Source organism: Rhizobium sp. 01L419 (assembly GCF_056400025.1).
The window spans coordinates 243,977-266,576 of record NZ_JBFTSM010000006.1; the positions used below are offsets into that span (position 1 = coordinate 243,977).

The window sequence follows — 22,600 nt, forward strand, 5'->3', positions numbered from 1 at the left end:
GACGTCATGATCAATTCGGAAGATCCTTCAGATGCTCCCGACGACGCCCTCGTCGAGAGGATCGTTGCCGAGGGACCGCATGGTGCCGTCGTCGTCGCGGGGATAGCGACTGCGATCGTCGTTCTTATGTGGTTGCTTTTCTATCTGCTCGTATTCGTGCCCAGGAGCGGCTGATGACCGATATGCATAATCAGGCAGCGGCGGTCTCAGAGCGCGTCGAGCGACGCTGGGCAACCGTTGCGGTCCTTATCATCGTCTTTCTGGCGGGGATGGCAGCTTTCGCAGGCATCCACAACGCCACGATGCCGCAGACGACCGTCGAGACAATCGATCCCACCACGATCCACCTGGCGGGCGAATTCATCGAATCCAATCTCGGCAGCGCCGTCGAATCCGACGGCTCCGTGACGGTGCGCGCGATCGGGCAGCAATATTCCTTCTCGCCGCCCTGCATCGTGGTGCCGGCTGAGACACCGCTCACGTTTCGGGCCACCAGCGCCGACGTCGTGCACGGTTTCCTCATTCAGGGCACCAATATCAATACGATGCTCGTGCCGGGCTACGTGTCGATCCAGAAGGCGAGCTTTGCAGCGCCCGGCGACCATCTGATGCCCTGCCAGGAGTTTTGCAGCGTCGGCCACGAAGGCATGTGGGCAAGGGTGAAGGTCGTGGACAAACAGCAGTTCCTTTCGGAAATGGCAGACAAGAGGAGGCTTTCCTGTGCTCCATAATCGCAGGCTGATTATCGCGCACTTCTGGCTCGCCTTTGCCGTCTTCGGCGTGGCTCTGCTGCTCGGTGCCTGGCAGATGTATGTCCGCAGCCCGCTTTCTCCCTGGGTCAACAATCCGGAATGGTATTACCGCTCGCTGACGGCGCACGGCACCGTCATGGGCTACGTGTTCCCGACCCTGTTGGCGATGGCCTTCGGATATGCGATCAGCGAGTCTTCCCTGAAGCAAAATCTCATCGGCGTGCGCTGGGCGTGGGCGGGATTCTGGCTGATCGCCGTCGGCTCTGTGGTCGCGATGATCCCGGTTGCGCTCGGGATGGCGTCCGTTCTCTACACCTTTTACCCGCCACTGATCGGTAGCCCCTTCTACTACCTCGGTGTCGTGATGGTCGTCGTCGGATCCTGGATTTGGGTGGCGCTGATGTCCGTCAATCTGGGGATCTGGAAGAAGGCCAATCCCGGCGCCCCGGTGCCGCTGCCGATGTTTGCCAATGTTGCCGGATCGTATCTTTGGGGCTGGACCGCCGTCGGGGCGGCGCTCGAACTTCTGTTGCAGATCCTTCCGGTAGCGCTCGGCTTCAGGTCGACGATCGATGCTGGCCTTGCCCGCGTGTTCTTCTCATGGACATTGCATGCGATCGTCTACTTCTGGCTGATGCCCACCTATATCGCCTATTACACGATCGTTCCGCGGTCGATCGGCGGGCGGATCTACAGCGATACGATGGCTCGGATTTCATTCATCCTGTTCCTGGTTGTGGCTATGCCGATCGGCATCCACCACGCTTTTGCCGATCCGCAGGTTGGAGCTGGCTTCAAATTCATCCACTCCGCCTTCACCGCTCTTGTCGCACTTCCGACACTACTTACCGTATTTACCATCTGCGCTTCGGTGGAGATTGCAGCCCGCGCACGAGGCGGCAAGGGCATATTCGGCTGGCTGAAGGTGCTGCCGTGGCGCAATCCGATGATGCTGGCGGTGACATTCTCTTTCATCATGCTCGGCTTCGGCGGTGCGGGCGGCCTCATCAACATGAGTTACCAGCTGGATGCCTCGATCCACAACACGCAGTGGATTACCGGGCATTTCCATCTCATCTTCGGCGGCGCGATCGTTATCATGTACTTTGCCATCGCCTATGATCTCTGGCCCCATCTGACCGGCCGCCCGCTCGTCAGCCTCGGGCTTGTCAGGCTGCAGCTCTGGCTCTGGTTCGTCGGAATGATCGTGACGACATTTCCCTGGCACTATGTCGGCATCCTTGGCATGCCGCGGCGAATGTCGTTCTTCGACTACACGGACCCGGCGCTTGCCAACGAGGCGTTGTCAGTCGTGTTCTCTGCCTTCGGCGGCTTCATTCTCGTTGCTTCCGGCCTCCTGTTCATCGCCATTCTGGTCCGGACGCAGTTTGCAGTACCGCGGCAACCCGAGGAATATCGCTTCGCAATCGCCGTTCATCCGCCCACCAGGGTGCCAGCGGCGCTCAACAGCTACCGTCTCTGGATCGCCCTGATGGTCGGGCTGACCATCACGAACTACGGCTATCCAATCCTGCAGCTTGCCGTGCGGGACGATACGTCCGTACCGGCGGTCTATGTCGGAGAACGATGATGGCAGGTGACAAGCTGATCAGGTTCCGCAACAGGTGGACGGTCATGAGCGTGACCCTTACGGTCGTCATTTTCGTTATCGCAGCGGGTCTTGGTTTCGTGCTTCTGCCGCGTCTTGAGGCAAGAGAGCAGGTGGCCAGCATCTGGGATTCGATCTGCCGGGCCGCCGGATTACCTCAGCCAGGAGCGCCTTCCGAGACGGTCAAGCCAGACTACAAGACGTCGCTGGTCAAGGTCGCGACGGCGGTGCCGAGAAAGCGGGACAACGAGGCAATCGGGCGCGGAGCAACGCTGGCTCAACAGTGTGCGATCTGTCACGGCCCGACAGGTATCAGCCGTGCGGATTCTCCCAACCTCGCGGGGCAGTATGCGAGCGTCATCTACAAGCAGCTTCGCGACTTCAAGGACGGCGTGCGTGTCAACGCCGTCATGAGCCCGTTTGCCGTAAAGTTGACCGAGCAGGACATGCAGGATCTGGCTGCCTACTATTCCTACCTGCCGCGGCTTCCGGGCTTCCATCCATCGGGCAGCAATCCGGTGCCGAGGATCGTCGCCAGCGGCGCGCCGACACGCGGCGTTGCGCCTTGCGGTTCGTGTCACGGCGGTATCGAGAACAAGCTCGGCAGTCCCTGGCTCGAAGGCCAGTCGGAATTGTACTTGAAGACGCAGCTCATGGCCTTTGTATCCGGGTCGCGGCAGAACGACATCAGCAGCCAAATGCGCAATGTCGCCCGCGCGATGACGCCGGAAGAGATCGATGAGGCAGCGAAGTACTATGCGAACAAGGAGCCGCCCTTCGCCGCGGCGGAATGACGTCGTTCGCTTCGCCGCCGCCTGCCAGGGTCAGGAAGCAGGGGCGCACGTCCGTTTGAGGCAACCGCTCAGTGACCGCGCCAGCCCATCAGCTTTTCGATGCGTTCGGCGGAGCTGCGCACATGCGCGGTGTAGTGGCTTTCGTCCGAAAATGCCTTCTGCTCCGGCAGAACGATGGAAATGGTGGCAATGCACTGGCCCTCACGATCGCAGATCGGTGAGGCGATGCAGGCGACCGCATAATCGGATTCACCCGCCTGGATCGACAGGCGCGATTCGAAGGCCTTGCCCGCCGATTCGGACAAAGTCGCTGCGTCGATTTCGGCGCGCCCTGTCGGCGAAGAGCGGGCGCAGCGCTTGAAGAGCTCGATGCGCTCGTCTTCCTGTAGATGGCCGACCAGAAGGCGACCGGACGCCGTCCAGTTGAGGGGCACGCGGGTACCGACACGCGAGGCGACCTGGAAATGGCTGGGGCCATCGGCCATGGCGAGAACCAGCATGAAATCACCGTCACGACCGCAAACCTGAACGGTTTCGCCAGCCTGACGGCAAAGGTCGTGCATTTCGTGCGTAGCCACACTCATGAAGTCCAGCGAGCGGGCATAGGCAAGGCCGTAATGGTAGAGCCGCGAGCCGAGCCAGATGGAGCCGTCGGACTGGCGCGTCAGCATGTTCTTTTCGACCAGATCGTCGACGATGACATAGACGGTCGAAAGCGGCGCCTTCACAGCCTTGGCGATGGCATAGACACCGGCCGGCGATCCCGTCTCGTAAAGGTGGTCGATCACCTGCAGCGCGCGGTCGATACCGCTGACGCGGGCGCGGCGGGCGCCCTTGGTGCCAGCCTCTTCAGCGGGACCTTCATCTTCGGAGTGGATTGCGGGCGATGTCTTTCCGTCCAATTCAACGTACCTCATATTACCATGCCAACCTGTTACATTACTATGGCATAGCTGCTTGCGAAGCAAATCCCAAAATCTTCGGAGATAAAATCTCCGGCCGGTCATCGCGATGCCGTTTGCCAACGCAGCCAGCCGCACGTGGCCGAGCGTTGAAATTGCTGGATCGGGAAGGGACTGAAGGATTTTCTGTCGAGTGTTGAAGGCGCCGCGGGGGTCTGCGAGCCTCTTGCCATCCCCCGACGTGGAGCAGTTCTCAGCGCGGGACCGGAACAACAAGCCGCAGCCCGAGTTCTTGTCCCATCAGAGCAGATACCGGCTGATCGGATGCGGGCTATGTCTCCGGCCGGGCATTGCGGTCAGCGGTGGCAAGCCGGTGCTTTTTGCGGCTTGCCGAAGCCACCGCCGGTGGCGCCGTTATGAGGACGGCGTCCCCGGCGGCGAGCGTCGCATCGTCTTGGGAGAGATTTCAGAATTGATTGTTCCAGAACACTACAGGAGCACTGGCGACATGGAACGCAACGATTGCACGTCGCAAGGGCTGCCGCCTGTTTATAGCGGCAGCCCGTCTGGGAACAGGGCTTATCCCCAGTGCCGATCGGGGCCTTATGGTGCCAGCGGTCAGATCAGCCGAAGCAGGGCATCGCCGGCAGATTGGCGCGGCTGGCAAAGGACCCGATCATATCGCTCGCCGTGGAGGGACGCGGCTCGCGTTTACGGGCAGCCACCTCAAGGAGTTGCTTGAAATCTTCAAGCTTTACGCCGTCGGCGCGGAGCACCATGGCGATCAGCGGGTCGCGAAGGGCTTCTGAAATGGTCAAATCTTCTCTGGTCTTTCTCATGGTACGGTCCTCCTTTCGTGGGCGGTCGCCCGTGTTCCACTCCTGCTGCCAAACGCTCCGGCGTTGACTTCTGCGGAGAGTGGTGTTACCGGTAAGTAACAATGCATTTGTTACCGATCGGTCACATCGATGTCAAGGACTCTGTCCGCGAAAAAATCAGAAAAATTGAACGAAACCTCCGCAGCCGCTTCAGACGATCGAATCCCTCCGAGGGAGCGTATAGTTTCGACCGCTTCGGAGCTTTTCCGTGAACGCGGCATTCGCGGCATCGGCGTCGATGCCATCGCGGATGCGGCTGCTACCAACAAGATGACGCTCTACCGCCATTTCGGCTCCAAGGATGAGCTGGTCTGCGAGACGTTGCGCCGCGCCTCCGATAAGGCCGAGAAGATCTGGCGCGATCTCGAAGCCGCCCATCCCGGCGATGCTCGCGGTCAGCTGCTTGCCTGGGTCGAAGATCGGGCTCACTGTTTGAACGGCGAGCCCGCAGGTTGCGATCTCGCCAATGCGGCCATCGAACTCAAGGGCGAGGGCCATCCGGCGCACGAACTGATCGAGCGCCACAAGGCCATGCAACGCAACCGGCTTGCGGCCCTGTGCCTGGCGGCCGGCGCACGTGAGCCGGAGCTTCTTGCCGACACGCTGACACTGCTGCTTGAAGGCGCGCGGGTTACCCGCCAAGCCATGGCGGATGGCGGCTGTTCCTGCCATTTCGAAAAAGCTTGCAACGTGGCGATTTCAGCCTTCGGCTGACTTGCGGCTGCCAAGGAACCCAGGCTGGGGAACCTTGGGGTTCCGCGGCCGTTTTCTGCTGATCTGCGAGCAATCTGGAGGCAGAGATGAATCACGCTTATCTCCGGCGTCTATATGCCAGACGTGCCGAGCTCGAAGCCAAGCTCGAATTATATGATGCACGCTACTGCTTCGGCGAAGAGGAAGTGGACGACGGCACGGAAAACGAATTGAAACAGCGCATCGAGGAAATCTCCGACGAGATTACGGCGCTGGAGCATTCGCGGGGCTAGAGCAAGTCGCCTAAAGTGTGCAGCGGTTTTGCGATGCCGACATGCTGAAAACAGGGACTTAAAGCGTCGGGAGCGAGACAGAAAGATCGCGGCGCTTTAGGTGTTGCCGGCGCTAAGTATGGAAATTGTCCGTTCGTCGAATTTTCCATCGTAGAAATGGTCGATCGCTTTGTGAAACGGCGAGCCGTGATCGCTGACCGCAGCAAACAGGGTCATAGACGAGCGCAGCTTCAAATCATCAGGGGAGCCCATGATATCATGGGCGCTGCGGGCATCGATGGAAAGGATTGCCTCGACGCAACGCAACAGGCGGCTGCCGAGGATTGGATCGGCGAGATAGGATGACGCTTCCTCGGCAGAGCGGATGGCATATTTCTCCGCCATGGAAGATGTCCCGAGACCGGCGATCTGGGGGAAAATGAACCACATCCAGTGGGACCGCTTGCGACCGGCTTTCAGCTCTGCAAGAGCCTGTTCGTATATGCCGTTCTGTGCTTCGATGAAGCGGTGGAGGTCGTAATCTACGTCACCGGCCATGGCTCTTTTCCGTTCCTATGCTTCTCATGCACGTCAGACGAAAGATTTCCATGCCCGGCGAAAATCGCTGGCTCTTAGCAGACCTTGTCTGCGTAGGGGCTCGTTTCACGGCAGTGGCCGTAGCGCTGATGGTGCGACACCAGACTATCACCCGGAGGAGTAACCTCTTCAATGGCTGAAGTGGTCATCGGATCGGTCGCTGTCGTTTGTGCCGATGGTGCCGTGAAGCCTACAAAGCTCAGCAGTACCAGGGCGCCGACGACCACGATCCGCTCCAGGACCGACAGCTTCTGTGCGCTGACGTGGTCGGCGTAGTCGCGTTCAGCTTCGCCGTAGCTCACGTCCTCCTTCACATGCTGGTGCACCATATCCTGGTGACCGGAGGTCCAAGTTTCAGATTGTATCATTTCAAGTCTCCTGCAATGCACCGGGATACGGCTTGGGAAGGCAAGCTAATGGCGCGCCTATCCGCTTCCCGCGTGCAGCACCGCATGTGTGTCTTAATTGCGGTAAATTGAAGAGGGCTAAATCAAACTCAGTGTTCACAAAATCGTACCAATCATCGTGAAAAGCTGTGCAAGGGCTGGTCGCGCGAAATGATAGGCGGTAAATCCTATTTGTTTTCCACAGGACTCTCCTTCATGGCCCTTTCTTTCGGTGCGATGTCGATCGCTCAGCTTTCTCTTCTCATCCAGGGCGGCAAAGCCGATCCTGTGGCTATTGCCGAGGCGCTTTTCGACCGGATCGATCAATACGCCGACAGGGCTGTCTTCACGGTCCTGTTGCGTGAGCGGGCGATGCAGGAAGCACACGCGTCTTCGAAGCGCGTTCGCGACGGACGTTCCCTCGGCGTCCTCGACGGCATTCCAATCGCCTGGAAGGATCTCTTCGACATTGAGGGCATGGCAACCACGGCGGGTTCGGTTGTTCTGGCGGGTAATGCGCCTGCCAAACAGGATGCCGCCATCGTCACGACCTTGAAGAATGCCGGGATGGTGGCCATCGGCCGCACCAATATGAGCGAATTCGCCTTTTCCGGCCTCGGCATCAATCCGCATTACGGCACGCCGGAAAATCCCTCCAGCAAGGATGAGCCACGTATCCCCGGCGGTTCGTCCTCCGGCGCCGGCGTGGCTGTTGCCGCAGGCCTGGTGCCGGTTGCAATGGGCACGGATACCGGCGGCTCGGTGCGTATTCCGGCCGCCCTGAACGGTATTGTCGGCTACAAGGCCACCCGCGGGCGCTATGCCATGGAAGGCGTCTACCCGCTTTCGACGAGCCTCGACTCGCTTGGCCCCCTCTGCCGGTCCGTGCAGGACGCCGTCTGGATCGACGCTGCCATGCGTGGACTGACGGCGTCCGCCATCACTCGGCAGCCCCTGCGGGGCGTGGAGATCGTCATCCCCGGGAATGTCGTGTTCGACGGCCTGGGTTCCGGCGTGGCCGAAGCCTTTGAAGGTGGTGTCGCGCGCCTGCGTGCCGCAGGTGCCCATATCAGTCCGATCGAAATCCCGGCTTTCGATGAGATCCTGGCACTGATGGCAAAATATGGTTCTCTCGTCACTGCGGAAGCTTTCGCTCTCCATCGCGAACGGCTGGCGGGACAGGAGGCCGCACGCATGGACCATCGCGTCGTCATGCGCACGCGCCTGGGCGAGAAAACCAGCATGCCTGACTATATCGCCATTCTTGCTGCGCGTGCCCGGATGATCGCCGATGTCGAACGGTTGGTCGGTAACCGCTTGATCGCCTTTCCTTCGGTCGCCCATGTGGCGCCGCCGATCGCAGCGCTGGAGCGCGACGATGAGCTTTTCATTGCGACGAACGGCAAGACGCTACGCAATACTGCGCTCGGTAATTTCCTGGACTGGTGCGGCGTCTCCATTCCCTGCGGCCGCGGCGAGGCGGATATGCCGGTCGGTTTCCTGTTGTCGGCACCGGCAAACCGTGACGAAGCGCTGCTTGCCGTTTCGCTTTCGGCCGAAGCGGTCATCCGCGATGACCGGATCTAGGTGATTGCGGGCTTGATGCCGCCCGCCATTCTTGCCAATGTCCTCCCGAGGAAATGGGAGGAGATGAAAGATGCAGGCTTTGCAGAACGGCCGGTTTGCGGTGTCCACGTGGTCGCTTCACCGGATGCTGGGTGCAACCTACCCCTATAGCCCCGATCCGCAGAAAAGCGCGGCGCGCCAGGAGCCTTACGGGCCGGGCACGGTCAGCCTGCTCGAAGTGCCGCGCATGCTCGCCGAGCGTGGGCTTGGCCGGCTGGAGGTCTGCTCCTTCCATTTGCCGAGCCTTGACGCCTCCTACCTTGGTGAAATGCGCGATGCGCTGAAGGCGTCCGAAATTCTTTTCCAGACGCTGCTTGTCGAAGACGGCGATCCCAGCAACGCCGAGACGGCAGAACGCGACATAGACTGGATTGCCGGCTGGATCGGTATCGCAAAGGCTCTCGGTGCCGAGCGCATCCGCGTTATCGCCGGCAAGCAGGCGCCTGTTGAGGAAAACCTTGCGCGCTCCGCGCAGCATCTGAAATGGCTGGCGGGACAGGCGGAGGGAAGCGGCGTGCGCGTCGTTACCGAAAACTGGTTTGCCCTTTTGCCGTCGCCGAAGGAAATGAACTGGCTGCTGGACGAGATCGGCGGCAAGGTGGGTCTGAATGGTGACCTCGGAAATTGGGCGGCACCCGGAAAATACGAAGGCCTTGCGGATATCATGCGGCGTGCGGAAATCTGCCATGCCAAAGCCAACTATGATGCTTCCGGCATCGATGCTGCAGATTATCGCCATTGCCTGGAGATGTGCGAGAAGGCCGGTTATGCAGGACCCTACACGCTGATCTATGACTCGCCGTTCTTTGCGGACGAGTGGGATGGCATTCTCCTGCAGAAGCGCTTCATCGAGGAATTCCTGCAGGACGCGCCGGCGCGCCGCACGGCTTAGGCTCGTTCAAGCCTGTTCTTTTCCCGCTTGCGCCAATCCTTGGGCGTCTCGCCCGCATGTTTGAGGAAAAAGCGGGAGAAATAGGCCGGGTCGGCAAAGCCCAGCCGATAGCTGACCTCCTGCATGCTCGCGAGTGTGAATACGAGTTCACGTTTGGCCTCGTCGATGAGCTTGCTGGCGATCAGCTCGTGGACCGTCCTTCCCGTCATCAAGCGGACGATGCGGTTGAGGTGCGTCGGTGAAACGCCGACTTCCCTGGCGTAGAAGGAAGCCGGCTTGTGGGAGCGGAAGTGCTGCTGGATGAGGCCATTCAATTGCTCCATCCGCCGCTCGTTTTCATCGGCCGGGAACTGGCTGGCAACCTCCTGGTAGGAAATCCTCACCGTCAGTCTGAGCGCGATATCGACATAGGAGGCGAGAAGCTCACTGCGGCCGCTGCGATTGTTGCGATATTCTTCGCCCAGCCGCTTGAGGCTCTGCATGAGATAGGCGGCGTCGGGATCTTCCGGATCGAGCGGGGTGAGGTGCGGCACAGCAAGCCACTCGCCGAGCCTGCTGCGGTCGCCCGGAAGATGGCTGAGATTGGCGCTCAGCATTGTGATGACGAGGCCGTCGATATCCCGCGAGAAACGAAAGCCGTGGTCTAGGCCCGGAGGAACTGTGACGACTGCCGGTGGCTGGATCGCGTGGCTCCGCTCTCCGAAGACTGCATCGCCGGCGCCGGCATCGATGTACAATATCTGAAAGAAACTTGCATGCCGGTGCGGCTTGATCTCCCAATGGTGCAGGCTGCTGCGTGAGGGAATCGTTTCGCAATGCAGCCAAAAATCAGGTTCATTGCCTGATGTTTCCCCATAGAGCTCATAGGTCGGCACATGCGTCATCATGAGTTTCCTTCCATTCTAATGTTCGATTTGTGCAATTTTTAGGTGGGAAAGTCCATTGTTGCTTCGGGCGCGACGCGGCAGAATTGTCAAAACGCAAAATTGCAGGGAGGAAGCAATTGCGCACCCAGATCGCCATCATCGGCTCGGGACCTTCGGGTCTGCTGCTCGGCCAGCTTCTGACGGAAGCCGGCATCGATAATGTCATTCTCGATCGGGTGGGCAAGGACTACATTCTCGGCCGCGTTCGCGCCGGTGTGCTGGAAGAGGGCACTGTCGGCCTCCTGGATGAGGCGCGATCGGCTTCCCGTCTGCATGCCGAAGGCCTGCCGCACGACGGCTTTTCATTGGCATTTGACGGGCGCGATCACCGCATCGACCTTTACGAACTCACCGGCGGCAAGCGCGTCACCGTCTACGGCCAGACCGAGGTAACGCGCGACCTGATGGTTACGCGCGAGGCAAGCGGCGCCCTGACGGTCTATGACGCTGCCAATGCAACGCCGCACGACTTCGACAGCAGCTCGCCTTACGTGACCTATGAGAAGGATGGCGTCACCCATCGTATCGACTGCGATTTCATCGCCGGCTGCGACGGTTTTCACGGGGCGAGCCGCAAGGCGGTTCCGGAAAAGGCGATCAGGACCTTCGAAAAAGTCTATCCCTTTGGCTGGCTTGGCCTGCTTGCCGATGTCGCCCCTGTCAATCACGAGCTCATCTATGCCAATCACCCGCGCGGCTTTGCGCTCTGTTCCATGCGGTCAGCGACCCGCAGCCGCTATTACATCCAGTGTTCCCTCGATGAGAAGGTCGATGACTGGAGCGACGACCGCTTCTGGGATGAATTGCGCCGCCGCCTGCCGACGCATCACGCCCAAGCGCTGAAGACTGCGCCGTCCTTCGAAAAGTCGATCGCGCCGCTGCGCTCCTTCGTGGCCGAACCCATGCGCTTCGACCGACTGTTCCTTGTCGGCGATGCTGCCCATATCGTGCCGCCGACCGGTGCCAAGGGGCTGAATCTTGCCGTGAGCGACGTGCATTATCTGTTCGAAGGCTTGAGGGAATTCTATGACGCTCGCTCGAGCGCCGGCATCGACGCCTACTCGCAGAAAGCGCTCGCACGGGTCTGGAAGGCGGTGCGTTTTTCCTGGTGGATGACGACGATGATGCATCGTTTCCCGGATACCGGCGATTTCGACCAGAAGATCCAGGAGGCCGAACTCGACTATCTCACCGATTCCCGCGCCGCTTCGACGGCACTTGCGGAAAACTACGTCGGATTGCCGTTCTGACGGGATGATTTAAGACCGGTGCCGATACCATGGAGGGCGGCACCTTTGACAAAGGGAGGAACTGCAACAATGAAGAAGCTGGTTATCGCCGCCGTCGCGGCTATGGTCCTTGGCGGGACCGCGTATGCCGACACGATCAAGGTCGGCGTGATCGGGCCGTTTTCCGGTCCGTTTGCCCTCCAGGGCAAGAATTTCAAAGCCGGTATCGATGCCTATATGGCGCTGAACGGCAACAAGGTCGGCAATGACACGGTCGAAATCGTCTACCGGGACGTGCCGCAGGCCGATCCGGCCCAGTCCAAGGCGCTGGCGCAGGAGCTGATCGTCAAGGAAAAGGTCCAGTATCTCGCTGGCTTCTACTTCACGCCAGATGCGATGGCGGTGACGCCGATCCTGAAGCAAGGCAACGTGCCGATGGTCATCATGAACGCCGCCACCTCGGTGATCGTCACTAAAAGCCCGCTTGTCGTGCGCACATCCTTCACCACCTGGCAGACCTCGACGCCGATCGCCAAGGTCGCCTTTGATGCCGGCGTCAAGAAGGTGATCTCCGTCGTCAGCGATTATGGTCCGGGGATCGATGCCGAAAACGCCTTCAAGGCGGGCTTTGAGAAGGCTGGCGGGCAGGTGGTTGAGGCGATCCGCATGCCGCTCGCGACCAATGACTTCAGCCCGATCATGCAGCGCATCAAGGATTCAGGCGCACAGGGCGTTTTCGCCTTCCTGCCGTCGGGTCCGACGACGCTTGGATTCGTCAAGGCTTACAATGAAAACGGCCTCAAAGCTGCCGGCGTCAAGTTCTTTGCGCCCGGCGACCTGACGCAGGAGTCCGACCTGCCAGCGCTCGGCGATGCGGCCCTCGGCATCCAGACGACCTTTCACTACGCGGTGTCGCATGACTCTCCGGAAAACAAGACGTTCGTCGAAGCGGCCTCCAAGGCGATCGGCAACAAGGCGGAGCTCTCCTTCCCGGCCGTCAGTGCTTATGACGGCATGTATGTCATCTACAAGATGATCGAGGCGACAGGCGGCAAGCAGGATGCGCAGAAGGCCGTCGATGCGGTGAAGGGCCTTTCCTGGGTAAGCCCGCGCGGCCCGGTTTCCATCGATCCGGAAAGCCGCCACATCACGCAGAACATCTATCTGCGCGAAGTCGCCAAGGGCGATGACGGGACCTACATCAACAAGGAAGTCCAGACCTTCGAAAAACAGGGTGATCCGGGCCTTGCGGCCGCAAAGTAAAGGTCACTCTTGTCGAAAGAGACATGCGACGGACCCGGCGGAGATCTTCCGCCGGCTTCCGGCAGGGTCCGCCGCATTAACGCAGGGTCGTTCCATGCAGACAGTCTTCAGCATAGCCGTGGATGCATTTGCCTATGGCATGGTGCTTTTCGTCATATCGATCGGCCTTTCGGTGACGATGGGGCTGATGCGCGTCGTCAACCTGGCGCATGGCGCCTTCGCGATGATCGGTGGCTATGTGGCCTCCTATGTCGCCCGCGATCTGGGCCTCGGTTATGCGGTCGCAATCATCACTGCAGTTGCCATGACCATTCTCATCGCCATTCCGATCGAGCGTTTCCTCTATCGGCGCATCTATGGTGCGCCGGAACTGACGCAGGTGCTGATGACGATCGGCATCACCTTCTGTGTCATCGGTATTGCCAACTATCTCATGGGGCCGACGCTGAAGACCATTCCGCTTGCCGAGGCTTTGCAGGGATCAGCCGATCTGGGCTTCCGCACCATTCCCGTTCACCGGCTCTTTGCCATCGTCTGTGGTCTGGCTGTCGCCCTCGGCCTCTGGTTCGTGATCGACCGGACAAGCTTCGGTGTGAAGCTGCGCGCCTCGGTCGATAATGCGCCCATGGCGGCCGCCCTCGGCGTGCGCACCGAGATCATCTATGCCGTCAGCTTCGGCGTTGCGGTTGGCCTCGCTGCGCTCGGCGGTGTCGTCGGCGCCGAGCTTCTGCCGGTCGAGCCCTATTATGCGTTGCGCTACATGGTGACGTTCCTCGTCGTCGTCTCGGTCGGCGGTGCGGGCTCTATCCCCGGGGCGCTGATCGCCTGCCTGCTGCTCGGGGCGATCGATACGACAGGACGTTATCTCATGCCGGAATTCGGCGAATTCTTCTTTTATCTCGCTGTCATCGCCATCATCTGCATCTTTCCCCGCGGCCTTGCCGGGAGGGCGAAATGACGCTCGCCATGCACGACAAGGAAATCCTGATCCAGCGCCGGCGCAGTGCGCTCAACCGTGATCTTGCCGGTCTTGCTGTTATCGTTGTTGCCGCTGTCATCGGATACTTCGCCTTTCCGGACAATCTGGCGCTGCTGACGCGCATTATCGGCATCGCCCTCCTGGTGCTGTCGCTCGATCTCGTCACCGGCTATGCCGGCATTGCGACCCTCGGCCATGCTGCGCTCTTCGGCTCTGGTGCCTATGCGGCCGGCATTCTTTCGGCCCATTACGGCATCAACGATCCGCTGTTGATGACGGTCGCCGGCATTTTGGGCGGAGCGATCGCAGGCCTCATCTGCGGCGCCGTCATCCTTCGCGCTCACGGCTTGCCGCAACTCGTCCTGTCGATTGCGCTCATCAACCTCTTCCACGAATTCGCCAACAAGGCGTCGTCCTGGACCGGTGGCAGCGACGGCCTATCCGGCATTTCGCCCGATCCGATCTTCGGCATGTTCGAATTCGATCTCTATGGCCGTACTGCCTACGGCTTCGGTGTCGCTCTGCTCTTGATCGTCTTCATGCTGCTGCGGCTTCTCGTGCGCTCGCCCTTCGGCATGCTTTGCCGCGGCATCAAGGAGGATCCGTTGCGCATCCGTGCCATCGGCGCATCGCCGAAGGCGGCCCTTGCAAAGATGTATGTGCTCTCGGGTGCGGTCGCCGGTGTCGGCGGTGCCTTGAACGCGATCTCCACCCAGGTCGTCGGCCTCGACAGCCTGTCCTTTACCCAATCGGCTGAAGCGCTGGTCATGCTGGTGCTGGGCGGCACGGGGTCGCTCTTCGGCGCGCTTTCAGGCACTGTCATTTTCATGCTGTTCGAAGACTATGTTTCCGCGGCCAATCCCTTTCACTGGTTGACGATGATCGGCGCCCTGTTGATAGCGGTCGTGCTTTTCGCACCCAAGGGCCTTTATGGCACGGCTGCAACCTTGATTGCCCGCGGCAAGGAGCCACGCCCATGAGCGCAGTTTTCGAAGTCGCCCATCTGAAGAAAGCCTTCGGCGGCCTGGCTGTGACCAATGACGTGTCGCTTTCCATGTCATCAGGCGATCGCATCGCCCTGATCGGCCCGAACGGCGCCGGCAAGACGACCTTCGTCAATCTGGTTACCGGCAATCTGCCGCCCGACTCCGGCGAGGTGCGGCTAGCAGGTGAGGCGGTGACGAGAGTGGACGCCATCGGTCGCGTGAGGCGTGGGCTCGTTCGCTCGTTCCAGGTCACGCGCTTGTTCCAGGATATGACTCCATCCGAACATGTCGCGCTTGCCGTCCTGCGCCGGAAAGGACGAACCGGTCGCCTCATTGGCAATTTTTTGGCCATGCCTGATGTCATGGCAGAGGTCGATGAGCTGCTGGACAAGCTCGGCCTCGGACCGCTGATGCATCGCAAGGTCGCCGAGATCGCCTATGGCCAGCAGCGGCTGTTGGAAATCGCGCTGGCGCTTGCGCTCAAGCCGAAGGTGTTGCTGCTCGATGAGCCGGCAGCCGGCGTGCCGCAAAGCGATACCGGCCGTATCGAACAGGCGCTTGCCGATCTTCCAGCCGATCTCGCCGTGCTGATGATCGAGCACGACATGGACCTCGTCTTCCGTTTCGCCAAGCGGGTCATCGTGCTGGCGGCCGGCGCGATCATTTTTGACGGCTCACCGTCCGAGGTGACGAAGGACGCCCGTGTCCGTGAGGCCTATTTGGGGAGCTATGCCAATGCCGGCCATGTCGCTTGATGTTGAAAACCTGTCCGCCGGCTACGGTCCGACCAAGGTGCTGGAAGGCGTGTCCTTCTCGGCGCCATCAGGCTGCCGTCTCGCCATTCTTGGCCGAAATGGCATGGGCAAGACGACGCTGCTTGCAACGCTGGCCGGCCAGACGAAACGATATGGCGGGCGCATCAGGCTCGGCGAAACCGATCTCACAGATGCGCCGACTGCCACACGCGCCCATCGCGGCCTCGGCTATGTGCCCCAGGCACGCTGCGTCTTCCCGACGCTGACTGTAGAGGAAAACCTGTTCGTCGGTCTGAAGGGGCGCCCGAAGACGGCGCTGGAAGAGGCCTATGCGATGTTCCCGAGGCTGAAGGAAAGGCGCAGGAACCTCGGCAATCAGCTCTCCGGCGGGGAGCAGCAGATGCTCTCGACGGCTCGCACTATTCTCGGTCGCCCGTCCGTACTTTTGCTTGATGAACCGTTGGAGGGGCTGGCGCCTGTCATCTGCGAGGAACTGATGGCGGCTTTTGGCGAACTCGCCAAGGCTGGCGATGTAACCATCCTGCTTGTCGAGCAACGTATCCAGAGCGCACTTGATTTTGCCGATCGCGTTATCATTCTTGAACGCGGCCGGCTCGCCTGGACCGGCACGCCGTCGGAACTAACGGCGGATCACGATGCCGTGGAACGGCTGCTCGGCGTCGCCGGGCTGCATGGAGTGAGGTTTAGCGGAACGGATGCGCCCATTGCGTGCTCGCCAGCCGTAGGTAGGCTTCCTTCGACGGTAGGATATGATGGCCAACGATCTCGATGAGCTTTTCTCGATCGCCTTTTTCCATATAGTCGATCATCAGACCGTGCTCCTCGCGGGCGCTGTTGACCAGGCTTTCATCGACGATCGCGTGAAAGCGGATCGCATGGGCGCGTGAGGCCAGCGCATCGATCTGCTCGGCGAGATAGGGATTGCCGCAGGCGCCGAAGAGCACCCGGTGAAATTCCAGATTGGCGCGAAAAACCACGCGCGGCTCGTGGTCGTCAACGGCCTTGCTGTGGCGGGCTTGGATCACACGAAGTTTTTCCAGCACCTCAGGGGCGGCCGGCAGCGGCATGATCAAGGCGGCGTGGCCTTCGAGCAGCAGCCGAACGTCGTAGATCTGTTCGACCTCGAGCGGGGAGAAGTCGCGCACTGCCGCGCCCTTGTTCGGCTGGCGCACGATGATGCCCATCGTCTCCAGTTCGGAGAGTGCGGCACGGATCACATGGCGCTTGGCATCGAAATGCTTGGCCAGTTCCTCCTCGAGCAGACGCTCGCGCGGCCTCAGCCGCCCGAGCACGATTTCTTCCTCAAGGCTGCGCACGATCCGCTCGATGCGGGCTAAGGATGAGGTGTCATCCCGGGTCTCGATTTGATCCACGCTGTCTCCTGTCGCATGTTTCCACCATATCTTTGCGCCCTATACGCGGGCAGCGGATATCGCAACAATATTGTTGGGAATCTTGGCGGCCTGTGCAAGAACTCAACGGCCATGAAAGCAGGATCGCCGACGGAGTGAAGCTTCAATGCATTCCCGAGGAGATCAAGGTCTAGGATTTGGCCAATGCCTGCCTGTTTCTTGCCTGCGACGACAGCCGTATGATTAGCAGGCAGATACTGCTGCTCAATGGCGGCCTCATCTGACGATTAGTGGGGATATCATGAACGCCAATACCAATACCCCGCTCCGCCGCTACCGCATCGCTTCCGTTCCGGGCGACGGCATCGGCCCCGAAGTCATCGCCGCCGGCCTCGAAGCGCTCGACGTGCTGGCCGCCCGTAGTGGCACCTTCGCGCTCGACATCGAGCCCTATGACTGGGGCAGCGAGCGCTATCGCAAGACCGGTGCCTTCATGCCGGACAACGCCCTGTCTCTGCTCAAGCAAGCCGATGCCATCTATTTCGGCGCTGTCGGGGCGCCTGACGTGCCCGATCATGTGACGCTCTGGGGCCTTCGCCTGCCGATCTGCCAGCGTCTCGACCAGTACGCCAATATCCGCCCGACCCGCATCTTCCCCGGCGTGAAGAGCCCGCTGAGGGGTGTCGAGGAAGGCGATCTCGACTGGCTGATCGTGCGCGAAAATTCCGAGGGTGAATATTCCGGCCATGGCGGCCGCGCCCATGTCGGCCTGCCCGAGGAAGTGGCGACCGAGACCTCGATCTTCACGCGCCGCGGGGTCGAGCGCATCATGCGCTTTGCCTTCCGCGAGGCGCAGAAGCGGCCGCGCAAGCTCTTGACCGTCGTCACCAAGTCCAATGCCCAGCGTTATGGTCTCGTGCTGTGGGACGAGATTGCAGCTGAGGTCGGCAAGGATTTCCCAGATGTGACCTGGGACAAGGAACTGGTCGACGCGATGACCTTCCGCATGGTCGCAAAACCGAAGAGTATCGACACGGTCGTTGCAACCAACCTGCATGCCGATATCCTGTCTGATCTCGCGGCCGCACTCGCCGGCTCGCTCGGCATCGCGCCAACTGGCAATGTCGATCCGGAGCGCCGGTTCCCCTCGATGTTCGAGCCGATCCATGGTTCGGCTTTCGATATTACCGGCAAAGGTATCGCCAACCCGGTCGGAAGTTTTTGGACAGCATCGCTGATGCTGGAACACCTTGGCGAGGTGACTGCGGCAAAGATACTGATTTCGGCAGTGGAACAGGTCTGTGCAGCCGGCATTCTCACACCAGATCTTGGTGGCAAGGCAACCACGGCGGATGTGACCCGCGCCGTTTGCGAAGCGTTGCGGGGATCGAACTTCGCCCCTGATGACGAAAATATTCCGGCCGCCTGATCCCTGGCGGCGGCGTTTCATGGAAGGTATCCAGTCATGAGCAATAGACTTTCGGGCTACAAGCTCCGCCGCTCGGAGCTTTTTCGCGAAGCGAATTATATTGACGGCCAATGGGTGCATGCCGATAGCGGCCGCACTTACGATGTCACCAATCCCGCGACCGGCGAGGTGATCGGCGCCGTACCGGCCATGAGCGCCGTCGAGACGAACCGCGCGATCGACGCTGCCTATAAGGCGCAGAAAGCATGGGCGGCGCTGACCGCTGAGCAGCGCGCCAATTATCTCTGGAAGCTCGCCGAGTTGATGCACGAGAATATCGAGGATCTCGCGGCGATCATGACGATCGAGCAGGGCAAGCCGCTTTCAGAAAGCCGTGGCGAGGTCGTCTATTCCGCAAGCTTCATCGAGTGGTTCGCCGAGGAGGCGAGGCGCATCTATGGCGACACGATCCCATCGCCGGTTGCCGGCCGACGCCTGATCGTGCAGAAGCAGCCGATCGGCGTCTTTGCGGCGATCACCCCCTGGAATTTCCCCTCGGCAATGATCACCCGCAAGGCCGGGCCCGGCTGGGCGGCAGGCTGCACCGGCGTCATCCGTCCGGCGAGCCAGACGCCCTATTCGGCGCTGGCGCTGGCCGTCATGGCGGAAGAAGCCGGCTTTCCGGCCGGCGTCTGCAACGTCATCACCGGCCCCTCGTCTGAAACCGGCCCTGCGATTACCGGCAGTCCGAAGGTGCGCAAGCTCACCTTCACCGGCAGCACGGCGGTCGGCGCCAAGCTGCTTGCCGAATGTGCGCCGACCATCAAGAAGACCAGTATGGAGCTTGGCGGCAACGCGCCCTTCATCGTCTTTGACGACGCCGATCTCGATGAAGCGGTCAAGGGTGCCATGGGCTCCAAGTTCCGCAATACGGGGCAGACCTGCGTCTGCGCCAACCGCATTCTCGTACAGGACACGGTACATGATGCCTTTGCCGAAAAGCTTGCAGCCGCCGTTGCCAAACTGAAGCTCGGCGACGGCATGGAGGAGGGCGTTACGCTCGGCCCGTTGATCGATGAAGCTGCGGTCAAAAAGGTCGAGACGCATGTTGAGGATGCCGTCAAGCGCGGCGCCAAAATCGTTTCCGGCGGCAAGCGTGATGAGCGCGGCGGTAACTTCTATCTGCCCACCATTCTCTCGGATGTCTCCCGCGAGGCGGAAATCTTCTCGGACGAGACGTTCGGTCCGGTTGCCCCGCTTTTCCGCTTCAAGACAGAGGAGGAGGCAATCGAAATGGCGAACGATACGCCCTTCGGTCTCGCGGCTTATTTCTATGCCCGTGACGTCGGCCGCATCTTCCGGGTTGCCGAGGCTCTCGAATTCGGCATTGTCGGTATCAACGAGGGACTCATTTCGACGGCGGTCGCTCCTTTCGGCGGCGTGAAGCAATCCGGCATCGGCCGCGAAGGTTCGAAATACGGCATCGAAGAGTTTCTCGAGGTCAAATACATGGCCATTGGTGGCTTGTTGAACTGAGGAGAATGCCATGAGTGTAGCTGACATCGACGGCTTTTCAGCCCGGATCCGGAACCCTGAAAGCGCGATGATCTCCGCTTGGGTGGGCATTCCAGATCCGCTGCTGGTCAATCATCTGGCCCAGGAAGCCTTTGATGCTGTTGTACTCGATATGCAGCACGGCATGTGGGACCTGCCGTCTGCAGCTGCCGCTGTCGGCCATGTGCGTGTGACCGGCAAGCCGGCGCTTGCCCGCATTCCGGTCGGCGATTTCGCCTCTGCCTCGCGTCTGCTCGACGCCGGAGCTTCAGGTGTCATCGCGCCGATGATCAATTCGGCCGAGGATGCGAGGGCCTTCGTCAGGTCTACCAAATACCCGCCGGTCGGCGAGCGCAGCTGGGGTCCTTCGCTGGCCCTCAACCATACCGGCCTTTCGGGTGACGACTATCTCAGGAACGCCAATGATCTGACGGTGGCAATCGCCATGATCGAGACACGCGCAGCGCTCGAAGCTATCGATGATATCCTTGGCGTGCCTGGCATCGATGGCATCTTTGTCGGCCCGTCGGATCTCTCCATTGCTCTATCGAACGGGGATCAGGTGGCGCCGAATGCCGCCGAGATCGACAGCGCCATGCAACATGCCGTTGCCCGTTGCCGTGCACATGGCAAGTTTGCTTGTGCTTTTGCCAATGATGGTGAGCGTGCCGGTGAACTTCTGAAATTCGGCTTTGCCTTCGTCATCGCTGGAGCGGAAACCGCGCACTTACGATCCGGTGCCCGCAAACAGATCAACGCCGCCAGGAAGATTGCTTCCGGCGGCTGATCCGTCCCGGCCCCAACGGGGTTCGCATATGCGTATCGTCGGAAGTCCCGCGCTTTTCATCGCACAGTTCGCGTTCGGCCGGGCAATACGGTCTCACGCGATCATGTAGCCGCCATCGATAGGCATGGAGATGCCGTTGACCATCGCGGCTTCGTCGGAGAGCAGGAAGAGGATCACCTCTGCCACGTCCTCGGGTTCTGCGAACCGGCCGACCGGGATGCGCTTTTGCATTCCGGCGGCCTTCTCCGGATCGCCCCAGGCCTTGATCGCCATCGGCGTCAGCGTCACCGTCGGATGCACGCCGTTTACCCGGATGCCCTGCGGTGCCAGTTCCTTCGCCATGACGCGCGTCAGGCCGTCCAGGCCGCCCTTCGAAGCGCAATAGGCTGCATGATCCGGGATGCCGACGAAAGCGGCAACGGAGGATACATTGACGATGGCGCCGTGGCGGCCGTCTTCGATCAGGGACCGTGCATATTCCTGCGCAACGATCATCGGGGCGCGCGTGTTGACGGCAATCAGGTGGTCAAAGGCTTCGACCGTGGTTTCGAGAAAGGGCTGCAGTTCGGTCGTTCCAGCGCAGTTGATAAGGAAATCTGCCGGAAGTGCGGCGCGCGCGGCTTCTCGCGTCGCCTTTGCGTCGGCAAGGTCAACCTGAAGGGCCTCGCAACCAAGGTCCTTACGTAGGGAAACGACATCGTCAGCACTTCTGGTGAGTGCCGTAACCTTGGCCCCACGCTTGACCAGTATCTCTGCGACAACGCGACCGATGCCCTTGCCGGCACCGGTGACGATCACTTTTTTGCCTTCGAAATTCATTTGTTCCTCGCCTTACAATCGCTGTCCTGTTGCCTGATCAAAGATGTGAACCCGTCGCGGATCAATATGAAAATACAGCGTCCGGCCGGGTTCGACCTCGATGCGCTCACGGATCAGCGCATCGATCGGCACTCCGCCGACACGGCCGAAGATCAGTGTTTCGGAACCGGTCGGCTCATACACCGACACTTCCACCGGAATACCGTCATCGCCAATGGTTATGTGTTCCGGGCGAATACCGTAGGTCACGGCCTTGCCTTCCTCTGCATTCACGCGGTCTACGGGGAGGGTAACGCCCTGATCGGTGACGACAACCTGCTTTCCGTCCCGGGTTGCGATCTTGCCCTGGAGAAAGTTCATCGACGGGCTGCCGATGAAGCCTGCGACGAAGAGGTTTGCAGGGAAGTCGTAGAGATCGAGCGGTTTGCCGACCTGCTCCACCCTTCCGTCGCGCATGACGACGATCTTGTTGGCCATCGTCATCGCCTCGATCTGGTCATGCGTAACATAGACAGTGGTGGTCTTCAGCCGCTGGTGCAGCTCCTTGATTTCGACGCGCATGGTAACGCGAAGCTTGGCATCGAGGTTCGACAGCGGCTCGTCGAACAGGAAGACCTGCGGGTCGCGGACGATGGCTCGACCCATGGCGACGCGTTGCCGCTGTCCGCCTGACAATTGCTTCGGATAGCGGTCGAGATAGCGCGTCAGATCGAGGATTGCGGCTGCCTTGCCGACCTTCTCGTCGATCTCCGATTTCGGGCGTTTCGCCATTTTTAGCGGAAAGCCCATGTTCTCTGCGACCGTCTTGTGAGGGTAGAGCGCGTAGCTCTGGAAGACCATGGCAATGTCACGCTCCTTCGGTGGAGCATTGGTGACCACGCGGCCGCCGATGCGGATATCGCCGCTGCTGACAGTCTCCAGACCCGCGATCATGCGCAGCAGCGTGGACTTGCCGCAGCCGGAGGGGCCGACCAGCACGACGAACTCGCCGTCTTCTATGTCGACGCTGACGCCGTGCATGACCTGAAGAGCGCCATACCTCTTGGTGACGTCGCTGACCTGTACGTTTGCCAATGTCTTTTCTCCCTAATCCAGCACGGCTTGCGTCTTGATGTTGTTG

Annotated in this window: 24 protein-coding genes and 1 pseudogene; 17 read left to right on the forward strand and 8 right to left on the reverse strand. The window is 60.6% G+C overall.

What is annotated here, in order from left to right:
• Positions 1-6 precede the first annotated feature (6 nt).
• From AC1DUP_RS14525 to AC1DUP_RS14540, 4 genes are read left to right on the forward strand one after another with little or no spacing between them, the layout of a single operon-like run.
• Complete coding sequence (locus AC1DUP_RS14525; RefSeq protein ID WP_477832974.1) at positions 7-174, forward strand: hypothetical protein; 168 nt, start codon at positions 7-9, stop codon at positions 172-174.
• Positions 174-731, forward strand: coding sequence for a cupredoxin domain-containing protein (locus tag AC1DUP_RS14530; RefSeq protein ID WP_113301674.1), 558 nt, complete (start codon positions 174-176; stop codon positions 729-731). The genes AC1DUP_RS14525 and AC1DUP_RS14530 overlap by 1 nt, the downstream gene beginning before the upstream one ends.
• Positions 721-2,343: a b(o/a)3-type cytochrome-c oxidase subunit 1 gene (locus AC1DUP_RS14535; protein WP_477832975.1), complete on the forward strand. Its 1,623-nt coding sequence runs from the start codon at positions 721-723 to the stop codon at positions 2,341-2,343. Before AC1DUP_RS14530 ends, AC1DUP_RS14535 begins: the two co-directional genes overlap by 11 nt.
• A complete protein-coding gene (locus AC1DUP_RS14540; RefSeq protein ID WP_477832976.1) occupies positions 2,343-3,155 on the forward strand; it encodes a c-type cytochrome in 813 nt (270 codons plus the stop codon). The genes AC1DUP_RS14535 and AC1DUP_RS14540 overlap by 1 nt, the downstream gene beginning before the upstream one ends.
• A 68-nt stretch (positions 3,156-3,223) precedes the next feature.
• On the opposite strand, the gene AC1DUP_RS14545 is transcribed toward AC1DUP_RS14540, so the two are convergent.
• Together AC1DUP_RS14545 and AC1DUP_RS14550 are read right to left on the reverse strand one after the other, a co-directional pair.
• Positions 3,224-4,072 (reverse strand): IclR family transcriptional regulator, encoded by an 849-nt coding sequence (locus AC1DUP_RS14545; RefSeq protein WP_113307846.1) that lies wholly within the window; start codon positions 4,070-4,072, stop codon positions 3,224-3,226.
• 608 nt (positions 4,073-4,680) lie between these two features.
• Positions 4,681-4,896, reverse strand: coding sequence for a hypothetical protein (locus AC1DUP_RS14550; RefSeq protein ID WP_113307845.1), 216 nt, complete (start codon positions 4,894-4,896; stop codon positions 4,681-4,683).
• Positions 4,897-5,025: 129 nt separating this feature from the next.
• Between AC1DUP_RS14550 and AC1DUP_RS14555 the strand changes: the two genes are divergently transcribed.
• Together AC1DUP_RS14555 and AC1DUP_RS14560 are read left to right on the forward strand one after the other, a co-directional pair.
• Positions 5,026-5,649, forward strand: coding sequence for a TetR/AcrR family transcriptional regulator (locus tag AC1DUP_RS14555; RefSeq protein WP_477832977.1), 624 nt, complete (start codon positions 5,026-5,028; stop codon positions 5,647-5,649).
• An 86-nt stretch (positions 5,650-5,735) separates the two neighbouring features.
• Positions 5,736-5,921: a hypothetical protein gene (locus tag AC1DUP_RS14560; protein WP_113301680.1), complete on the forward strand. Its 186-nt coding sequence runs from the start codon at positions 5,736-5,738 to the stop codon at positions 5,919-5,921.
• A 96-nt stretch (positions 5,922-6,017) separates the two neighbouring features.
• Here the strand turns inward: AC1DUP_RS14560 and AC1DUP_RS14565 are convergent, their stop codons facing one another.
• Positions 6,018-6,458 (reverse strand): DUF1810 domain-containing protein, encoded by a 441-nt coding sequence (locus tag AC1DUP_RS14565; RefSeq protein ID WP_113301681.1) that lies wholly within the window; start codon positions 6,456-6,458, stop codon positions 6,018-6,020.
• 74 nt (positions 6,459-6,532) lie between these two features.
• Complete coding sequence (locus tag AC1DUP_RS14570; RefSeq protein ID WP_113301763.1) at positions 6,533-6,826, reverse strand: hypothetical protein; 294 nt, start codon at positions 6,824-6,826, stop codon at positions 6,533-6,535.
• A gap of 273 nt (positions 6,827-7,099) precedes the next feature.
• Here AC1DUP_RS14570 and AC1DUP_RS14575 point away from each other — a divergent pair, with 273 nt between their 5' ends.
• Complete coding sequence (locus tag AC1DUP_RS14575) at positions 7,100-8,470, forward strand: amidase (protein WP_477832978.1); 1,371 nt, start codon at positions 7,100-7,102, stop codon at positions 8,468-8,470.
• 70 nt (positions 8,471-8,540) lie between these two features.
• Complete coding sequence (locus AC1DUP_RS14580; protein ID WP_113307843.1) at positions 8,541-9,401, forward strand: TIM barrel protein; 861 nt, start codon at positions 8,541-8,543, stop codon at positions 9,399-9,401.
• Here AC1DUP_RS14580 and AC1DUP_RS14585 read toward each other — a convergent pair.
• Positions 9,398-10,288 carry a helix-turn-helix domain-containing protein gene (locus AC1DUP_RS14585; protein ID WP_115036983.1) on the reverse strand — a complete coding sequence of 297 codons (891 nt, stop codon included), beginning with the start codon at positions 10,286-10,288 and terminating at the stop codon, positions 9,398-9,400. The two genes, AC1DUP_RS14580 and AC1DUP_RS14585, sit on opposite strands and share 4 nt — an antisense overlap.
• A 116-nt stretch (positions 10,289-10,404) precedes the next feature.
• Between AC1DUP_RS14585 and pobA the strand changes: the two genes are divergently transcribed.
• The 6 genes and pseudogenes from pobA to AC1DUP_RS14615 all read left to right on the forward strand — a co-directional run.
• Complete coding sequence (gene pobA / locus AC1DUP_RS14590) at positions 10,405-11,577, forward strand: 4-hydroxybenzoate 3-monooxygenase (RefSeq protein ID WP_477832979.1); 1,173 nt, start codon at positions 10,405-10,407, stop codon at positions 11,575-11,577.
• Between the two features lie 69 nt (positions 11,578-11,646).
• Positions 11,647-12,819 (forward strand): ABC transporter substrate-binding protein, encoded by a 1,173-nt coding sequence (locus AC1DUP_RS14595; RefSeq protein WP_477832980.1) that lies wholly within the window; start codon positions 11,647-11,649, stop codon positions 12,817-12,819.
• A 94-nt stretch (positions 12,820-12,913) separates the two neighbouring features.
• Positions 12,914-13,777 (forward strand): branched-chain amino acid ABC transporter permease, encoded by an 864-nt coding sequence (locus AC1DUP_RS14600; RefSeq protein WP_113301686.1) that lies wholly within the window; start codon positions 12,914-12,916, stop codon positions 13,775-13,777.
• Positions 13,774-14,778: a branched-chain amino acid ABC transporter permease gene (locus AC1DUP_RS14605; protein WP_477832981.1), complete on the forward strand. Its 1,005-nt coding sequence runs from the start codon at positions 13,774-13,776 to the stop codon at positions 14,776-14,778. Before AC1DUP_RS14600 ends, AC1DUP_RS14605 begins: the two co-directional genes overlap by 4 nt.
• Positions 14,775-15,539 (forward strand): ABC transporter ATP-binding protein, encoded by a 765-nt coding sequence (locus tag AC1DUP_RS14610; protein WP_477832982.1) that lies wholly within the window; start codon positions 14,775-14,777, stop codon positions 15,537-15,539. The genes AC1DUP_RS14605 and AC1DUP_RS14610 overlap by 4 nt, the downstream gene beginning before the upstream one ends.
• Positions 15,520-16,233: pseudogene (locus AC1DUP_RS14615) on the forward strand (ABC transporter ATP-binding protein); the annotation flags it as partial. The gene AC1DUP_RS14610 and the pseudogene AC1DUP_RS14615, both read left to right, overlap by 20 nt.
• A gap of 10 nt (positions 16,234-16,243) precedes the next feature.
• On the opposite strand, the gene AC1DUP_RS14620 reads toward AC1DUP_RS14615, so the two are convergent.
• Positions 16,244-16,933 carry a GntR family transcriptional regulator gene (locus AC1DUP_RS14620; RefSeq protein WP_477832983.1) on the reverse strand — a complete coding sequence of 230 codons (690 nt, stop codon included), beginning with the start codon at positions 16,931-16,933 and terminating at the stop codon, positions 16,244-16,246.
• Between the two features lie 280 nt (positions 16,934-17,213).
• Between AC1DUP_RS14620 and AC1DUP_RS14625 the strand changes: the two genes are divergently transcribed.
• From AC1DUP_RS14625 to AC1DUP_RS14635, 3 genes are read left to right on the forward strand one after another with little or no spacing between them, the layout of a single operon-like run.
• Positions 17,214-18,341, forward strand: a complete 1,128-nt coding sequence (locus AC1DUP_RS14625) for a tartrate dehydrogenase (RefSeq protein ID WP_113301690.1) — start codon at positions 17,214-17,216, stop codon at positions 18,339-18,341.
• 36 nt (positions 18,342-18,377) lie between these two features.
• A complete protein-coding gene (locus AC1DUP_RS14630; RefSeq protein ID WP_477832984.1) occupies positions 18,378-19,856 on the forward strand; it encodes an NAD-dependent succinate-semialdehyde dehydrogenase in 1,479 nt (492 codons plus the stop codon).
• Between the two features lie 10 nt (positions 19,857-19,866).
• Positions 19,867-20,661, forward strand: coding sequence for an HpcH/HpaI aldolase family protein (locus AC1DUP_RS14635; protein WP_477832985.1), 795 nt, complete (start codon positions 19,867-19,869; stop codon positions 20,659-20,661).
• A gap of 93 nt (positions 20,662-20,754) precedes the next feature.
• Here AC1DUP_RS14635 and AC1DUP_RS14640 read toward each other — a convergent pair whose 3' ends face one another.
• Together AC1DUP_RS14640 and AC1DUP_RS14645 are read right to left on the reverse strand one after the other, a co-directional pair.
• On the reverse strand, positions 20,755-21,480 hold the full coding sequence (locus AC1DUP_RS14640; protein WP_113301693.1) for an SDR family oxidoreductase: 726 nt from the start codon (positions 21,478-21,480) through the stop codon (positions 20,755-20,757).
• Between the two features lie 12 nt (positions 21,481-21,492).
• The gene (locus AC1DUP_RS14645) at positions 21,493-22,554 is read right to left on the reverse strand and encodes an ABC transporter ATP-binding protein (protein WP_477832986.1); all 1,062 of its coding nucleotides are present in this window, start codon (positions 22,552-22,554) and stop codon (positions 21,493-21,495) included.
• Between the last annotated feature and the right edge of the window lie 46 nt (positions 22,555-22,600).

Coding starts and splice junctions, on each gene's coding strand:
- AC1DUP_RS14525 (WP_477832974.1), top strand. CDS start 7: ATGATCAATTCGGAAGATCCTTCAGATGCTCCCGACGACGCCCTCGTC.
- AC1DUP_RS14530 (WP_113301674.1), top strand. CDS start 174: ATGACCGATATGCATAATCAGGCAGCGGCGGTCTCAGAGCGCGTCGAG.
- AC1DUP_RS14540 (WP_477832976.1), top strand. CDS start 2,343: ATGGCAGGTGACAAGCTGATCAGGTTCCGCAACAGGTGGACGGTCATG.
- AC1DUP_RS14545 (WP_113307846.1), bottom strand. CDS start 4,072: ATGAGGTACGTTGAATTGGACGGAAAGACATCGCCCGCAATCCACTCC.
- AC1DUP_RS14550 (WP_113307845.1), bottom strand. CDS start 4,896: ATGAGAAAGACCAGAGAAGATTTGACCATTTCAGAAGCCCTTCGCGAC.
- AC1DUP_RS14555 (WP_477832977.1), top strand. CDS start 5,026: ATGTCAAGGACTCTGTCCGCGAAAAAATCAGAAAAATTGAACGAAACC.
- AC1DUP_RS14560 (WP_113301680.1), top strand. CDS start 5,736: ATGAATCACGCTTATCTCCGGCGTCTATATGCCAGACGTGCCGAGCTC.
- AC1DUP_RS14565 (WP_113301681.1), bottom strand. CDS start 6,458: ATGGCCGGTGACGTAGATTACGACCTCCACCGCTTCATCGAAGCACAG.
- AC1DUP_RS14570 (WP_113301763.1), bottom strand. CDS start 6,826: ATGGTGCACCAGCATGTGAAGGAGGACGTGAGCTACGGCGAAGCTGAA.
- AC1DUP_RS14575 (WP_477832978.1), top strand. CDS start 7,100: ATGGCCCTTTCTTTCGGTGCGATGTCGATCGCTCAGCTTTCTCTTCTC.
- AC1DUP_RS14580 (WP_113307843.1), top strand. CDS start 8,541: ATGCAGGCTTTGCAGAACGGCCGGTTTGCGGTGTCCACGTGGTCGCTT.
- AC1DUP_RS14585 (WP_115036983.1), bottom strand. CDS start 10,288: ATGATGACGCATGTGCCGACCTATGAGCTCTATGGGGAAACATCAGGC.
- AC1DUP_RS14595 (WP_477832980.1), top strand. CDS start 11,647: ATGAAGAAGCTGGTTATCGCCGCCGTCGCGGCTATGGTCCTTGGCGGG.
- AC1DUP_RS14600 (WP_113301686.1), top strand. CDS start 12,914: ATGCAGACAGTCTTCAGCATAGCCGTGGATGCATTTGCCTATGGCATG.
- AC1DUP_RS14605 (WP_477832981.1), top strand. CDS start 13,774: ATGACGCTCGCCATGCACGACAAGGAAATCCTGATCCAGCGCCGGCGC.
- AC1DUP_RS14610 (WP_477832982.1), top strand. CDS start 14,775: ATGAGCGCAGTTTTCGAAGTCGCCCATCTGAAGAAAGCCTTCGGCGGC.
- AC1DUP_RS14625 (WP_113301690.1), top strand. CDS start 17,214: ATGAACGCCAATACCAATACCCCGCTCCGCCGCTACCGCATCGCTTCC.
- AC1DUP_RS14630 (WP_477832984.1), top strand. CDS start 18,378: ATGAGCAATAGACTTTCGGGCTACAAGCTCCGCCGCTCGGAGCTTTTT.
- AC1DUP_RS14635 (WP_477832985.1), top strand. CDS start 19,867: ATGAGTGTAGCTGACATCGACGGCTTTTCAGCCCGGATCCGGAACCCT.
- AC1DUP_RS14640 (WP_113301693.1), bottom strand. CDS start 21,480: ATGAATTTCGAAGGCAAAAAAGTGATCGTCACCGGTGCCGGCAAGGGC.